Annotated in this window: 12 protein-coding genes, 1 tRNA gene and 1 other annotated feature; of the genes, 2 read left to right on the top strand and 11 right to left on the bottom strand. The window is 48.2% G+C overall.

What is annotated here, in order from left to right; genetic code table 11:
• The first annotated feature begins 261 nt into the window (after window positions 1-261).
• Together D081_RS09575 and D081_RS09570 are read left to right on the top strand one after the other, a co-directional pair.
• Window positions 262-1,908 (top strand): DUF4127 family protein, encoded by a 1,647-nt coding sequence (locus tag D081_RS09575; protein ID WP_085023955.1) that lies wholly within the window; start codon window positions 262-264, stop codon window positions 1,906-1,908.
• Between the two features lie 62 nt (window positions 1,909-1,970).
• A tRNA-Gln gene (locus D081_RS09570) sits at window positions 1,971-2,046 on the top strand.
• A 71-nt stretch (window positions 2,047-2,117) separates the two neighbouring features.
• On the opposite strand, the gene D081_RS09565 is transcribed toward D081_RS09570, so the two are convergent.
• From D081_RS09565 to D081_RS09515, 11 genes are all read right to left on the bottom strand, one after another.
• The gene (locus D081_RS09565; protein ID WP_085023954.1) at window positions 2,118-2,987 is read right to left on the bottom strand and encodes an Asp23/Gls24 family envelope stress response protein; all 870 of its coding nucleotides are present in this window, start codon (window positions 2,985-2,987) and stop codon (window positions 2,118-2,120) included.
• Window positions 2,988-3,013: 26 nt separating this feature from the next.
• Window positions 3,014-3,841, bottom strand: coding sequence for a PHP domain-containing protein (locus tag D081_RS09560; RefSeq protein ID WP_085023953.1), 828 nt, complete (start codon window positions 3,839-3,841; stop codon window positions 3,014-3,016).
• Between the two features lie 80 nt (window positions 3,842-3,921).
• Window positions 3,922-4,704, bottom strand: coding sequence for a TIGR00282 family metallophosphoesterase (locus D081_RS09555; protein WP_085023952.1), 783 nt, complete (start codon window positions 4,702-4,704; stop codon window positions 3,922-3,924).
• A gap of 13 nt (window positions 4,705-4,717) precedes the next feature.
• Window positions 4,718-5,236 carry a hypothetical protein gene (locus D081_RS09550; protein ID WP_085023951.1) on the bottom strand — a complete coding sequence of 173 codons (519 nt, stop codon included), beginning with the start codon at window positions 5,234-5,236 and terminating at the stop codon, window positions 4,718-4,720.
• 173 nt (window positions 5,237-5,409) lie between these two features.
• Window positions 5,410-6,987 (bottom strand): ribonuclease Y, encoded by a 1,578-nt coding sequence (rny, locus tag D081_RS09545; RefSeq protein WP_085023950.1) that lies wholly within the window; start codon window positions 6,985-6,987, stop codon window positions 5,410-5,412.
• A 112-nt stretch (window positions 6,988-7,099) separates the two neighbouring features.
• Entirely contained in the window at window positions 7,100-7,552 is a 453-nt protein-coding gene (gene dtd, locus D081_RS09540) for a D-aminoacyl-tRNA deacylase (protein WP_085023949.1), read from the bottom strand.
• 76 nt (window positions 7,553-7,628) lie between these two features.
• Window positions 7,629-9,293: a 2-isopropylmalate synthase gene (locus D081_RS09535; protein ID WP_085023948.1), complete on the bottom strand. Its 1,665-nt coding sequence runs from the start codon at window positions 9,291-9,293 to the stop codon at window positions 7,629-7,631.
• Window positions 9,294-9,435: 142 nt separating this feature from the next.
• Window positions 9,436-9,677, bottom strand: a binding site (T-box leader).
• Window positions 9,678-9,812: 135 nt separating this feature from the next.
• Window positions 9,813-12,389 carry an ATP-dependent chaperone ClpB gene (clpB, locus tag D081_RS09530; RefSeq protein ID WP_085023947.1) on the bottom strand — a complete coding sequence of 859 codons (2,577 nt, stop codon included), beginning with the start codon at window positions 12,387-12,389 and terminating at the stop codon, window positions 9,813-9,815.
• A gap of 186 nt (window positions 12,390-12,575) precedes the next feature.
• Window positions 12,576-13,856, bottom strand: a complete 1,281-nt coding sequence (locus D081_RS09525) for a cell wall metabolism sensor histidine kinase WalK (protein WP_085023946.1) — start codon at window positions 13,854-13,856, stop codon at window positions 12,576-12,578.
• Window positions 13,857-13,890: 34 nt separating this feature from the next.
• Window positions 13,891-14,565 carry a response regulator transcription factor gene (locus tag D081_RS09520; protein ID WP_085023945.1) on the bottom strand — a complete coding sequence of 225 codons (675 nt, stop codon included), beginning with the start codon at window positions 14,563-14,565 and terminating at the stop codon, window positions 13,891-13,893.
• A 493-nt stretch (window positions 14,566-15,058) separates the two neighbouring features.
• On the bottom strand, window positions 15,059-16,567 hold the full coding sequence (locus tag D081_RS09515; RefSeq protein WP_085023944.1) for an IMP dehydrogenase: 1,509 nt from the start codon (window positions 16,565-16,567) through the stop codon (window positions 15,059-15,061).
• Window positions 16,568-16,609 lie beyond the last annotated feature (42 nt).

Genomic DNA, 16,609 nt, shown 5'->3' with positions numbered 1-16,609 from the left:
TCTAACACAGAAGCCATCACAAAAAAATATTTAAAATTTCAGATTATTTCCATGGTCTTCCATGCTTTTTCCATTTTTCTTTTGTATTATATGACCATAGCAAATCGCTATACAACCCATTTTTTCATATTCCATCCCTCGAAAAAGGAGCCATTGCCCGTGGCTCCTTTTTCTTTTGCCTTGAAGCATGGATTATTTTTCCCGGAATACTGTATAATAACCAATAAGTAACACCCATTATGACACTTATTCGAGGCTTGTATGAATAAATACCTTCCCGTCATTTTAATAATCATATCTGTGGTTCTTGGCTCAGTATTTCTTACGTCCAAGCACCAATCCGGTGAGCTGGTTGAACAGCTTCCGGAGCCAAACAAAACCATTCTGCTGATACCTCTGGACAGCCGCCCCCCTTGTGGCAGGCTGGTGGCGGACAATGCCCGCACAGTCGGCATTAATATTCTGATGCCTCCCGGTGAAGCCATGGATTTCTATTCCCTGCCGGGGGAAACAACCAAAACCAGGGAGTGGCTCAGCAAAGAAATAAAAAACTGTCAGGAAGCCATCATATCCATCGACCAGCTGCTGTATGGCGGCTTAATCGCTTCCCGCAATAAAGCCATCACTGATGAACAGATAAGTGCTTTGACAGATTATCTGAAAAAGCTCCACGCCGAAAATCCTACGGTCAGGATACACGCCTTTGCCATCCTGCCCCGCATGAATCCACCGGATTTTGTGGAAAAATATCAGGACCGCAAAAAAATCATGAAATGGTCCAGACTGGTTCATCAGTATGATAACCAGCCTTTGTCGGAAACTGCTGACCAAATTCAGGAGCTGGAAAGAGAAATTCCATCTGATCTGCTGAGGGCTTATAAGGAAATCTATAACCGCAATCTGCGGCTTAACCGTCAGCTGGCTGACCTGTTGGCTGAAGGAATCCTGACAGAGCTCACCTTTGGGCAGGATGATGGTGAGGCCTACAGCCTGCCTAACCTTAAGCTGAAGGAGTTCAGGCACTACATCGAAAAAAAGAACATTCCTCGGGACCGTCTGGCCATTATCCACGGGGCCGATGAAGCAGCCCTGTCCATCTTGACCAATATTGTGGCAGAGCAGCAAAGCTTCAGGGTGTATATCGATTACAGCAGCCCCCAGGCCGCCCAGAGCATTATGCCATATATGGCCATCAGCAATGACGAAACTGCCCGGGAGCGGCTGCATTTCCACCACAGCCTTGTTGTGGACTCCCCAGAGGAAGCAGACTACATTCTCTTTGTCAGTGCCAACAATGAGGAAACCATGGACACCCGAAAAGCCAGCCTACGCAAAATGCAGGACTACCGGCAGGCCAACAAGCCAATAGCCCTGGTAGACCTCAGCGAGAACTTTACCGCAGCAGAGGCCCTGTTTCCTGTCCTTCTGCAGGCAAACTATCCTGTTAATTCCCTGGCGGCCTACGCCGGCTGGAACACTGCCAGCAACGCCATAGGCACAGCCATAGCCCAGGCAGAAATCTATCTGACAGCCTTAAAAGACTCCTCAAAGCAGGATGCCGTGGTCTGCAGTAATATTATCAACCTTAATAACCGTTTCTGTGAGGATTACTATTATCTTAAGGATGTCATTGATCTGGTCAATGCCAACCTGAGGAAAAAGGGCTATGGCAATGTCAACGATTTAGATCTTGAGCATAATTACAAATGGGCCGTAGATATGGCTGAAAGCACCATGAGGGAACGGCTGGTGCAGTATAAATACTCCCCAGCCTTTAAGCAGCCTTTCAGCGTAAAGGGCACTCAATACGCTGTCAGAGATTTGACCATGGAGCTATATTTCCCGTGGCCACGCACCTTTGAAGTAAACCTCTCCACCGCCCCGGCCCTTATAAAAATGAAAAATTAGAAAAAAGTGTTGACAACCTAATTGGTTTAAAGTATACTTGTCATCGTTGTGAAGCAACATATAGGGGTATCGCCAAGTTGGTAAGGCACTGGATTCTGAATCCAGCATTCGTAGGTTCGAGTCCTGCTACCCCTGCCATTTAACTATTAAAGGGTTCTGCAAATGCAGAACCCTTTTTTGATGTATAAAATATTATTTTTAATAAGCTATTACAAGTTCTTTGGCTGTACAAACAGGGCCTTGATGGTGATATTCACCTTCTTTACGGCCATGCCGGTGAGCCGCTCAACTTCCTTTTTGATCTCCACCTGCATCTGCTGCACCAGAGTAGGAATATGCTTGCCAAAGGATATGATAACCGCACAATCCAGCTCTATGCCCTGGGATTCATAGCCCACGGCACCATCCCCCCGGTACACATGGCGCACCTCGGCATCGGCCACCTTTGTGACCTTGCCGCTGTCAGTAAGAATACGCCGGACGATGGATTCAATGCAGGAATCGTCAATAATCAGCTTGCCATAATAGCTGAATACCGGCCGGACAATGGATTTCTCTCCCAGAAGATGACGCTGACGGCGCTGCTGCTCATCACTGCGCTTTACCATTGATTTCAGTGAATCCACCAGATATCCGGAAAAATGAGGCTTAAGCTCAATAGTCGGCACCGGAATAACGTGCTTCCCCTGCTCCAGACGATGCTTTCTTGCCTTGTCCATCTCCCCCTGGGTAGCTATATCCTCAATATGGACAAACTTGGAAATTTCCGGCAAATTAAGGGCCTTGGCAATCTTAATAACCATGTTTTCCGAGGTTCCCAAAATCAAAATCCTCTTTGGCTGGGTGTCCTCAATGGCCCGGCTTACCTCCTTGGCATGGCCCGGCAGCACAAAAATAGCCCGTTTAACAGCCAGCACCTTATTCTGTTCCTTCTTGGCAGAGGTTCCGGCAATTATCTTGCCGTCCTTAATAAACAGGCCATCATCAATAATAGCATCAGCCTGATTATTATGGGCTACCAACAATGCTCTATGGCTTTTTCCGGTCCCGCTGGGACCTACAAATGCAATAACGTCCATGTAACCACCCCTATCAAGCAGCCTGATTATATCCCCGGTTCACGATAAATTTCAGCCGCATAGCTGTCATCAATGACAAATTCCCCTAAATTCTTCGGCAGACGGCCTGGAATACCATGAAAATCCGATCCGCCGGTTATCATCAAATTATATTTATTGGCCATATCGATATAGCGCTGGGTATCCTCCGGGCTATGCTTCGGATAAATGGCCTCCACACCCTCAATACCCTTCTTTAGCAGCTCCTCCACCAATTCATCATCGTGAATCAGCTTTGGATGGGCCAATACCGGTATGCCACCGCTTTGTTTAATTAAATCAATTATTTCTTCCGGCTCCAGCAGAAAATGAGAAACATAGGCCGGCTGTCCCTTCCCCAGAACCTTATCAAAAGATTCCTTAACAGAGCCAAAAAATCCCTTTTTCATCAAGGCCTGAGCAATATGAGAACGGCTGATGGATGTGCTGTCCCCCGCTATCTCCAGCACATCGGCCTCGGAAATGTCATATTCCAGCTCCTGCAACTTCTGTACAATGGTGGAGAAACGAAGCCATCTGGCCTCCACCACATCATTTAGGCGGTCAGCCAAAACCTTGTCATAAATATCAATATTGTAACCCAAAATATGAATCTCATGAATTTCATGATGGGCACTGAATTCAATGCCGGGAATAATCTTGATTCCCTTGGCCGGATAAAGGCCCGCTTCATACAGCTGACAGATGCCATCAACAGTATCATGGTCCGTAATAGCGATATAATTAAGACCTGCCGCCTTGGCTGCATCAACCAGCTCCTCCGGCGTCAACCGCCCGTCAGAACTGGTGGTATGCATGTGTAAATCACTAGACATGAGTTTTTTCTCTCCATAACATACTTTAGCAATATATATTCGTAAAAAAATAAGAATATCCTGCCAAAATAGTATTATTATCAATTATCTTCCTTTATCAGGATTCGCTCTACCCTGGTAGGCTTATTGGTGGTATCATCAAACTCCACCAGCAGGGCCGAATACACCCCAGGGCCATCCGCCAGGTCAAATCTGGCAGGCATACAGCTGGTAAACTTCTTGATGATAATGTCAGACTTAACCCCAAGAACGGAGTTCCATGGGCCAACCATGCCCAGGTCGGTAATATAGGCCGTCCCCTGAGGCAAAATACGCTCATCCGCGGTCTGAATGTGGGTATGGGTCCCCACCACCACCTGCACACGGCCATCCAGATAAAAGCCCATGGCCATCTTTTCCGAGGTGGTCTCCGCATGGAAATCCAGAATGATAATATCCGCCTGGCCCCCAATTTCTCCCAGCACATCCTCTATTTTCTGGAACGGGCAGTCCATATCAGGCATGAAGGCCCGGCCGGACATATTGACCACCGCCACATTCTTGGCCTTAAACGGATACAGACACCAGCCCTTTCCCGGTGCTCCCTCAGGATAATTGGCAGGACGAACAAGATACGGGTCTGTGTCAATGACCTCATAGACCTCCCGCTTATCCCATACGTGGTTGCCGGAAGTGACAATATCCGCCCCTCCGGCATACAGCTCATCCAAAGACTTACGGCTAATGCCCTTGCCCGCTGCGGAATTTTCACCATTTACAATAACAATATCTATATTATGTTTTTCACGAAGCTCCTTGGTATACTTCTTAAAAGCCTTACGGCCCGGACGCCCTACCACGTCACCGACAAGTAAAATATTCACAAACAGTACCTCTTTAAATCAATTCATTGTCATAAACCATGACCCGGCCCTCTTCACGGACCCCCACCATGGACTCCGGAATCTTGTTTTCCTTCAGAAATCTGATACGGTGGTCTATCATCTCCGACTGCATAAAGATCAAATCCTCATCAGGGTTGCGCACCTCATCAGATATGATAATATCACCAAACTTTTCCTTTAACAGGCTGACCAGCAAGCCAACCTCTCCACGGGAAAGACTGGCAATATCCCTATAAATACGCAGGGCAAAATTTTCGTAGGTGAAGCCAAACTTTCCGCCACTGGTATGCTCAATATTATGATAAAGCATGAGACTGTCCTCTATAAGACGCTCAGCCTCCTCAAACCTTTCCTTTTCAGGAGCTTCCCTGACGGAAATCTCCATAATAACAGCCTTTTCCTTGGAGTCCAGGCGAATTTTGGAAAACTCCGGAAAACAGATCAGCAGACCAGCCACCAGCTGCACGCTATCCATGCTCACTTCACTCTCTGTACCATTGGAATAATCCATATTTCCCGCCTCCTTTGCCAACAGTATAAAATTCCAAAGAGCCGGCTAATGCCGGCTCAATATTTTGGTTCTTAACTACATAGTATTATAGCATAAATCGAATTTTATTTCTGCATTTTGCATTTACATAAAAATAGGCTGCCGCATACAAGCGACAGCCTGATTTTTCAATATTATTTTGCGTAATCTACTACGCGGGTTTCGCGGATGATGGTTGCCTTGATCTGACCTGGATATTCCAGCTCAGCCTCAATCTTCTTAACGATATCATGAGCAAGTGCAACTGCCTCAACATCATCAACCTTGTCTGGCTTAACCATTACGCGGATTTCGCGGCCTGCCTGGATGGCGAAGCAACGCTCAACTCCATTGAAGGACTCGGCGATTTCCTCGAGACGGGTCAGACGCTTCAGATAAGTTTCAAGGCTCTCACGGCGGGCACCTGGACGGGCGGCAGATACAGCATCTGCGGCTGCTACCAACACAGCCTCCACAGTGGTAGGCTCCTCATCGCCATGATGAGCAGCAATAGCATTGATTACGTTCTTGGACTCTCTGTACTTCTTGGCAATATCAGCACCAATAGTTACGTGAGTACCCTCAACTTCATTGTCAATGGACTTACCAATATCATGGATAAGACCGGCACGCTTTGCCAGCATAACATCTACGCCCAGCTCTGCGGCCATCATACCAGCCAAATGGGAAACCTCTACGGAATGATTCAGTACATTCTGGCCGTAGCTGGTACGATATCTCAGACGGCCCAGCAGCTTAATCATCTCTGGGTGCAGACCATGAACACCGGTATCAAAGGTAGCCTGTTCACCGGCTTCCTTAATACGCTGCTCCACCTCGCGGCGGGCCTTATCAACCATTTCCTCAATTCTTGCCGGATGGATACGACCATCGGTAATGAGCTTCTCCAGAGCGATGCGGGCCACCTCACGGCGAACCGGATCAAAACCGGAAAGAATAACTGCCTCTGGGGTATCGTCGATAATCAGGTCGATACCGGTCATGGTTTCCAGGGCGCGGATGTTGCGGCCCTCGCGACCGATAATACGTCCCTTCATCTCATCGTTTGGCAGGGCTACTACAGATACAGTAGTTTCTGCCACATGGTCAGCAGCGCAACGCTGAATAGCCAAAGAAATAATGTTTCTGGCCTTCTTTTCAGCCTCATCCTTGGTCTGCTGCTCATATTCCTTAATCATAATGGCCTTCTCATGCTTCAGCTCTTCTTCAACCTCAGCCAACAGCATGGTCTTTGCCTCTTCCGGAGAAAGACCGGAGATACGCTCCAGCTCTTCCTTCTGCTTTTCATGCAGCTCCGTAATCTCAGCCTGGCTCTTTTCCAGCTTGGCCTCCCGGGAAGCAAGGTTCTCCTCCTTCTTCTCCAGGGCGTCAATCTTGCGGTCAAGATTTTCTTCCTTCTGAACTATACGGCGCTCATGGCGCTGAATCTCTGAGCGACGCTCACGAGTATCCTTGTCAAGCTCCTGGCGCAGGCGATGAACATCTTCCTTCGCCTCCAGCAGCTTCATTTTCTTTGCTGCTTCACCTTTTTCCTCAGCATCACGAACAATGCGCTTTGCTTCTTCCTCAGCAGAACCAATCTGCTGCTCGGCTGCCTGCTTACGCATCATATATCCGCCAAAGCCGCCCACTAACAGGGCAACAACAGCTGCTCCAACTATTTCAATGATAATAACACACCTCCCTATCAGTTTTTTAGCCTCTCTAAGCATTAATTATCATTAATTTCTGACTGAACGAATTACCCAGCCATACTATTATATTTTACTTAAATACTCAAGTAGTGTCAAGGAAGCCAGAGCCCAAAAGCTCTGGTATTTTAGCCTATTCCTTGCGCCATTCAACGGTATCAAACAACAGGGTTACAGGACCGTCATTTTCCGAGGTAACCTTCATCATGGCACCAAATTCACCATGCTCCACCCTGAAGCCCTTGTCCCGGCAGATAGACATAAATTTCTCATAAAGAGGAATGGCAATATCAGGCTTGCCGGCTCCCGAAAAGCTTGGCCGCCGCTTTTTCACATCAGCAAACAGGGTAAACTGGGAAACCACCAGCAGGCTTCCCCCTACAGCCTCCAGAGTAAGGTTCATCTTATCCTCTTCATCTGAAAAGATACGGCAATTGCAGATTTTCTCCGCCAAAATTGATGCATCCTCCTCAGTATCATCGGGACCAACCCCCAGCAATACCAAAAAGCCCTTATCAATGGCTCCATGAATTTTGCCCTCTATCTCCACCGAAGCTGAATTAACCCGGGTAACTACTGCACGCATAAATTAAAAATCCTCCTACATAAAATTGGCAATAATAAAGAGGAGTACGAGACTCCTCTTTATATTATAGTATAAATTACGCCTTCATGCGATTAATTGCACTGAACAGTGCCATAATGGACGCCGTAATAATATCTGTATCCATGCCGGCACCCCAGGTCATCTTCCCATCAGTTCCCGTAATGCCGATATAGGCCATGGCCCGGGAGTTGGCACCGATTTCCAGTGCATGCTCGCTGTAGGTAAGGTCAGTGTACTTAATATCGGTATTCTCCTGAATAGCATTGGATACCGCATCCAGACGACCATTACCGCGGGCAGTGAAGGTTACCATCTTGCCGTCAATTTCCAGATCAACAACACCGGCACGGGTGCCGTCCACGTCTTTTCTTAAAGTGAAGTCAATGAGCTTATATGGAGTTTCCACATTTACATAGGTGTCATGGAAAATCTGATAGATTTCATCCGGCATAAGCTCCTTGTGCTTGTGGTCAGATACACTCTTTACGCAATAGCCGAAGTCTTCCCGCATTTTCTTTGGCATGGTGATACCGTATTTCTGCTCCATAATAAAGGCCACGCCGCCCTTGCCGGACTGGCTGTTAATGCGGATAACATCACCATCATACTCACGGCCCACATCATGAGGGTCAATTGGCAGATATGGAGTGGTCCAGTGGTCAGGATCCTTCTCCTCACGCCACTTCATGCCCTTGGCAATAGCATCCTGATGGGAACCGGAGAAAGCGGCAAACACCAATGCACCAGCATAAGGCTGACGCGGTGGAACCTGCATACGGGTCACCTTCTCATAAAGGTCAACCAGCTTTGGCATATCTGTAAAATCCAGCTCAGGGTCCACACCCAATACGAACATATTCATGGCCAGAGTGACAATATCCACATTACCGGTGCGTTCACCGTTACCAAAGAGAGTCCCCTCTACTCTGTCCGCTCCGGCCAGGAGACCAAGCTCCGTATCGGCTACGCCGCAGCCACGGTCATTGTGCGGATGAAGTGACAGCTCCACTGCATCACGATACTTGAGATTCTGGGAAATATAGGCCACCTGCATAGCGTATACATGAGGCATGGACATTTCCACGGTTACCGGAATATTTATAATGGCCTTATGGTCAGGAGTTGGCTGCCATACATCAAGAACGGCGTTACACACCTCCAGTGCATATTCTGGCTCAGTGCCGGTAAAGCTTTCAGGAGAATACTCAAAGCGGTAATTTGCTCCTGCTTCCTCCGTCAGCTTCTTCAACAGCTTGGCTCCATCCACCGCAATCTGCTTGATTTCTTCCTTGGACATGCGGAACACCTGCTGACGCTGGGCCACAGAAGTGGAATTGTAAACGTGAACAATGGCGTTCTTAACTCCCTCCAGAGCCTCAAAGGTTTTCTTGATAATATGCTCACGGGCCTGGGTCAGCACCTGCACCGTAACATCATCAGGAATCAGATTATCCTCTACCAATTTGCGGAGGAAGGTGTACTCAGTCTCAGAAGCAGCAGGGAAGCCCACCTCAATTTCCTTAAAGCCCACCTCGACCAGCATCTTGAAGAATTCTATCTTCTCATCAAGGCTCATAGGAATAATCAGAGCCTGATTGCCATCTCTGAGGTCAACGGAACACCATTTAGGTGCCCTTTCCGGATGTTCCTTGTACATCCAGCTCATGTCCGGCTTTGGTGGCATATAATACCCTTTTGAATATTTGGTAAAATTCTTCATCGCGTGTCTCTCCTTCTATGATAAATGTAAATAATAACGAAGTAAAACAGCTTCTCCCACCTCGTTGAAACGCTAAGTGGAAGATTTTTCCCAAAGGAAAAATTTGAACAATGGCGTTATAAACAAAAAAGCCTCTCATCTCCAAAGAGACGAAAGGCTATCTTTCGTGGTACCACTCAATTTCGTGCCAAAGCACGCACTCAACGGGATTTCTCCCTCCTGCTTTAACGGCCAGCACCGGCTCCACCTACTAACACGGACAACTGTCCACGAATTCAGCTGGCTGCTCAAAGACCAGTTCACAAGGGCTTATTCACTGCCTTGCACCACCCGGCAGCTCTCTGGGAATGCCTCCCTGCTACTATTTCTTATCAACGCATTTAGCTATTTTACTGATTTCGTTAAATATATCACATAGAAAAAGTATTTTCAAGAATTTGTAAAAAAAATATGGGTATTTGTAAAGTTTTTGTCCTTTGCAAATACCCATTTGTTCATTGTTGTACTGCTATAATCCTTTTAATGCTCTTTATTGAAGGCAATATGTCCATCCTGAACTGTCATGGCCACGGTATCACCCTCGGCCACATCACCACGGATAATTGACTTGGACAGCTCCGTTTCCACTACACGGGTCAAGAGACGACGGAGCGGACGGGCACCGAAGTTAGGGTCAAAGCCTTCATCGGACAGGTACCGCAATACGTCCTCGTTCCAGCTAAGAGTAATCTTCACCTGATTGCTTACACGCTCATTGAGGGTTCTCAGCATCAGATCGGCAATCTCCTTCACCTGCTCCTTGGCCAGAGCCTTGAATACCACAATATCATCCACACGGTTCAGGAATTCCGGACGGAAATAGTCCTTCAGCATTTCCTTCACCGCAGCCTCAGCCTCACTGTAATCCTTGTTGAGGATTTCGTGGGAGCCCAGGTTGGAGGTCATGATAATAACCGTATTCTTGAAGTTTACAACCCGGCCCTTGCCATCGGTCAGGCGGCCATCATCCAAAATCTGCAGCAGGACATTAAATACATCTCGGTGGGCCTTCTCAATCTCGTCCAGCAAAATTACACTGTATGGCTGACGGCGAACGGCCTCTGTAAGCTGACCGCCCTCCTCGTAGCCCACATAGCCCGGAGGCGCACCAATCAGGCGGGCCACGGAGTGCTTCTCCATGTACTCACTCATGTCAATACGGATCATGCTGCGCTCGGAATCAAACAGGGACTCCGCCAGAGTTTTGGCCAGCTCTGTCTTACCTACACCAGTAGGACCAAGGAAAATAAAGGAACCAATTGGTCTATCAGGAGCCTTGATGCCGGCCCGGGCCCGCAAAATGGCCTCACTGACTACAGTAACAGCTTCATCCTGGCCCACTACCCGCTCATGAAGGTTATCCTCCAGATGCAGGAGCTTTTCCCGCTCCCCGGTCATCATCTTGGTGACAGGAATGCCGGTCCAACGGCTTACCACCTTGGCAATGTCTTCTTCCCCAACTTCTTCCTTGAGGAGCTGGTTTTCACCTGCCTTGGCGGCAATGGCAGCCTCCTCTTCCTGCAGCTTCTTTTCTAATTCCGGCAGCTTGCCATATTTCAGCTCAGAAAGATGGCTCAAATCATAATCCCGCTCCGCTGCTTCCATCTGACTGCGGACAGTATCGATTTCCTTCTTGATACCACGGATACGGAGGATAGCCTGATGCTCTGCATCCCATTCCTCCTGCAGGGCTTCCTGCTCCTGCTTCAGCTGGGCCTTCTCCTGCTGAATGGCCGCCAGCTTTTCCTTGCCTGCTGCATCCGTTTCCTTCTGCAATGCCTGTTCCTCAATTTCCAGCTGTAAAATCTTACGGCGCACTTCATCAAGTGGTGCCGGCATGGACTCAATTTCAGTACGGAGCTTGGCTGCCGCCTCATCCACCAAATCAATAGCTTTATCCGGCAGGAACCTGTCGGAAATATAACGGTCAGAGAGAACTGCTGCAGACACCAATGCCGCATCACGGATTCTTACACCATGATGAACCTCATAGCGTTCCTTCAAGCCACGGAGAATGGAAATGGTATCCTCCACACTTGGCTCTCCTACCATAACCGGCTGGAAACGGCGTTCCAAAGCTGTATCCTTTTCAATGTACTTGCGATACTCATTTAAGGTGGTTGCACCAATGCAGCGCAGCTCACCCCGGGCCATCATTGGCTTTAAGAGGTTGCCGGCATCCATGGAGCCCTCAGAAGCACCGGCTCCCACCACAGTATGCACCTCATCAATAAAGAGGAGAATCTGACCATCAGACTTCACCACTTCGTTTAAAACTGCCTTCAACCGCTCCTCAAATTCACCACGATACTTGGCACCGGCAATCAAGGCACCCATATCCAGGGAATACAAGGTCTTGCTCTTTAAGGACTCAGGCACATCTCCGGCCACAATACGACGGGCCAGCCCTTCCACAATAGCGGTTTTACCAACACCAGGCTCACCAATCAGCACCGGATTATTCTTGGTACGGCGGGAAAGAATCTCAATGGTACGGCGAATTTCCTCATCACGGCCAATCACCGGATCCAGCTTGCCCTGACGTGCCACCTGGGTCAAATCACGGCCATACTTGGCCAAAGCCTGATAGCTTTCCTCCGGATTGCTGGAATTAACATTCTGCTTCCGATTCTTCTTGATGGAATCGGAAATCTTTCCCGTAGTCAGCCCAAAGCTCTTGCAGACTTCCTTGGCCTCGTCACCGCCATCCTCGCAGATAGCCAAAAGCAAATGCTCAGTGCTGATGTAGGAATCCCCCATCTTTTCTGCCAGCTGCTCGGACTTGGCCATAACCCGGCCCAGCTCCACACTCATGGTCAGGCGGTCCTGTCCCTTGACACTAGGAATCTTTCGAAGCTTTTCCTCCACGCTGGCCTTCAGCATTCTGGTATCCACCTGGGCCTCCTGGAATATGGTTTCCAAAAGCCCCTCAGGCTCCTGGGCCAAAGCCATAAGTACGTGCAGTGAACTGATTTCCTGATGATAACGCAGAGCCGCATTCTGCTGGGCAGACTGCAGGGTATTTAAAACTCGCTGAGTATATTTTTCCTGTTCCATAATCTATCCCTCCATCCTCTCTATAAAAGAAAGTGGTTTTTATCCTTCTAAGGCTATTATAACCCAATAAGTCAAAAAGTCAATTAATATTTTAGACTTTTTGACTTTTGTTTATCTGGACATAAAAAAGCTGTTCTCACCCTTATTTCGAGAGAGAACAGCCACACTGTATCACACATTTACCTATTACTTTTTGGGGCTTTTTAAATTCTTCAGGGTAACCTTAAAGACAGTTCCCTTCCCCAGCTCACTTTCTACATCAATTTGTCCATGGTGGGCATCAACAATGGTCTTTGCTATAGCCAAGCCCAAGCCATTACCGCCCATGGAACGGGACCGGGCCTTATCCACCCGGAAGAAGCGTTCAAAGAGCTTATCCAGATCCTCATGGGAAATACCTATACCATTATCCCTTACGGAAAAATGAATGCTTCCCAGGCTGCCAAGCCGCTTGCCATCATAGGACAGGGTTACAGTACCGCCCTCCGGGGTATACTTTACCGCATTGTCCACCAGAATAAGCATCAGCTGCTGGATTTTCTGCTCATCGCCCTTGTACATTACCTCGCCGGAAGCATTTACATTAAGGGTAATATTCTTCTTTTCCGCCAATGGCTGCATCTTGCGCCCCAGCTGCTCCATGACACTGATAATATTAAACTCAGTAACATTAAGGGGCTCTGCATTATTATCAGACCGGGCAATCTGCAGGAGAGAGCCCACCAGATTTGACATTTTCTTGACCTCATCCTTCATATCCTGAATGACCTGTTGCAGGAACGGGGACTGAATGGATTTATCATTGGCCAGCAAATCCGCCGAAGCCATAATAACACTTAACGGTGTCCGCAGCTCATGGGAAGCGTCCGCCGCAAACTGGCGCTGCTTTATGTAGGCCTGCTGCATATTGGCCACCACCCTGCCGGAAACCACATGCCCCAGCATAATGGCTGTCAGCAAAGCTATGAAGGATATTCCTCCGTAAAAATATGTGGCCTTTTTGATACCTTTGTACAGGGCTGACACGTCCTTGCCCAGATACACCATACCGATTTTTTCACCAGTAACAAGACGCACATCACAGGCGGTCATCATCAGAACCTTTGGCTTGTCCTCATCCTGCTGTTGGACGTATACCGCCACATCGTTGACAGGCACATCCCCCTGACGGATAACCTCCAGCACATCATCCTCTATACGCTCAGGAGCGCGGGAATAATTCTGCAGCTTGCCACTTTTATCATAAGTATAAAAAAACATTCGCTCCCTGTTGCCCAGGTCATCGGTACCCACATAGACACCGTTGCGAATCATGGTGGACTCAGTTTCCGACACCGCCCGCACAGTTTCCGAAAGCTCCCTTGCCTGCTCGGAGGTCACCGCCCATTCCATAGTCTGATGGGCCAGAAAGATGATGATGGTAAACAGGCCAAACATCAGCAATGAATAGGCAACAGTAAGACGCATCCGGCTCCGGGAAAAGAGTCCGCCAAACTTTAACCTATTTTGTTTCCAGTTTATAGCCAACACCTCTAATCGTGCTAATCATAATCTTTCCGTCGGCAGTATCCAGCTTTTTGCGGATAAGTTTTACATAGGAATCAATATTATTGGAGCTGACATCGGACTCAATGCCCCAGATGCGGTCCAGAATAATCTCTCTCGGCACTACTATGCCGATATTCTGTACCAGCAGGTCGAAAATCTGAAACTCTCTAGGGGAAAGCTGAATCTCCTGCTCACCCTTCAAGAGCAGCTTGGAGGTACGGTCAAGGGTAAAGCCTCCCAGCTCCACCACATCCTGCTGAATCTTCTGGCTGCTGCGGCGGCTGAGAGCACGCAGACGGGCCATAAGCTCGGAGAACTCAAATGGCTTCACCAGATAGTCATCTGCCCCGGCATCAAGGCCGGTAACCCGGTCCTCCACTGCGTCACGGGCTGTCAGCAAAAGTATAGCCTTCTGGTAGCCCTCGGCCCGCAGACGGCGGCAGGCATCCACGCCCGTCTCCTTAGGCATCATCCAGTCCAAAATGAGCACATCATAGTCCTCATACATGGCACATTCATATATCATATCACCGGTGGTAACCCACTCTGTACTGATGCCATCCTGCTCCAGCATGTACTGGGTGAGCTTACCCAACTTCATATCATCTTCTGCCAATAAAACCCGCATATATTTCACCTCATTGTAATTATCATAAAATGTATCTGAAGCCACTGCTTCACTGTAATTATAATAGTATCACATTTTGAAAACTTTATGAAATTACGCGGTGTTTTTCTGGCAATAAAAATGGACTGCAACCTCGTCTGTTACAGTCCAAAATATATATCATAAGTTACGTGATTATAACGCCATTATTCAAATTTTTCTTCTTTAGAAGAAAAATCTTCCAATTAGCGTTTCCCTAAAGGACTAACTCACTTCGTTCGTGTCGCAACGAGCTGGGAGATATGCTCGCCAGCTGTTGTAGTTTGTTTTCCCCCACCTAAAGAGGTGGGGGACATCTTAAAGCTCGTTATAGAAGGGAAGGTGCAGCATGGGGACGTAGTTTACGTCGGTACTTAGTGAATTCAAGCCGAAAGCGCTGAATGAACTTAGTAACCGCTACGTAAACTAGTGAGCGAGAGCGTTCCCCGTGTGTACCTTCCCTTAATATTGCTTCTTATACGTTTGCACGGGTAAACTGATCGCGCAGAATTACGTCGTGGGAACCACCCTCTACAATGGAAGTAGAGGATACCAGAGTCAGGCGGGCCTTCTCCTGAAGCTCAGGAATAGTCAAAGCACCGCAGTTGCACATGGTAGAACGGATCTTGCTGAGGGTTACGCCAACATTGTCATGAAGGGAACCGGCATAAGGAACGTAGGAGTCAACGCCCTCCTCGAAGGACAGCTTCTTGGCGCCGCCCAGATCATAGCGCATCCAGTTACGGGCACGGTTGGAACCCTCGCCCCAATACTCCTTATAGTAAGTACCATTAATCTTAATTCTGTCAGTTGGGGACTCATCGAAGCGGGAGAAATATCTGCCCAGCATCATGAAGTCAGCACCCATGGCCAGAGCCAGGGTCATGTGATGGTCATGAACGATACCACCATCGGAGCATACAGGAATGTACACGCCGGTCTTCTCATAATACTCATCACGGGCCTTGCATACATCAATCAAAGCAGTAGCCTGGCCACGGCCGATACCCTTGGTCTCACGGGTGATACAGATGGAACCGCCACCGATACCAACCTTGATGAAGTCTGCACCAGCCTCAGCCAGGAACATGAAGCCATCACGGTCTACTACGTTACCGGCACCAACCTTTACATCCTCACCAAAATGCTCGTGAATGTACTTCAGGGTAATGCGCTGCCACTCAGAGAAGCCCTCGGAGGAGTCGATGCACAGTACATCAGCACCAGCCTTCAGCAGGGCAGGAACGCGCTCAGCATAGTCGCGGGTATTGATACCGGCACCTACGACATAACGCTTGTTGGAATCGATGAGCTCCAGCTCATGCTCCTTATTGGCAGTGTAGTCCTTGCGGAATACCATATATACGAGACGCTGATTTGCATCTACCAATGGCAGCATGTTCAGCTTGTGTTCCCAAATAAGGTCATTGGCCTCGGACAGGGTGGTGTTGGCACCGGCATATACCAGCTTGTCAAACGGAGTCATGAACTCAGAAGCCGGAGTGTCCATGGTCATGCGGGTGATACGGTAGTCACGGCTGGTAACGATACCCAGCAGCTTGCCGGTAGGCTCACCGTTCTCGGTAACTGCCATAGTGGAATGGCCAGTCTTTTCCTTCAGAGCCAGAATCTCACCCAAGGTAGTGGAAGGCATAATATTGGAATCGCTGCGAACAAAGCCGGACTTGAAGTTCTTTACCTTTGCTACCATAGCGGCCTCTTCTTCTATTGTCTGAGAACCATAGATGAATGACACGCCACCCTCACGAGCCAAAGCAATAGCCAGCGTATCGTTGGATACGGACTGCATGATAGCGGAGGTCATTGGAATATTCATAGAAATCTTTGGTTCTTCACCCTTCTTGAACTTAACAAGAGGAGTCTTCAGAGAAACATTCGCCGGAATGCACTTATCAGAAGAGTAACCAGGAACTAACAAATATTCGCCAAAAGTGTGTGATGGTTCTTCAAAATAGAATGCCAACTTAATCCCTTCTTTTCTGTAAAAATTTGTCCTTTTTTAACC

The sequence above is a fragment of the Anaerovibrio sp. JC8 genome, assembly GCF_002100115.1.
Taxonomy (GTDB): domain Bacteria; phylum Bacillota; class Negativicutes; order Selenomonadales; family Selenomonadaceae; genus Anaerovibrio.
The sequence above is the reverse complement of the archived record's forward strand: the minus strand, read 5'-3'. Positions and strand labels throughout refer to the sequence as shown.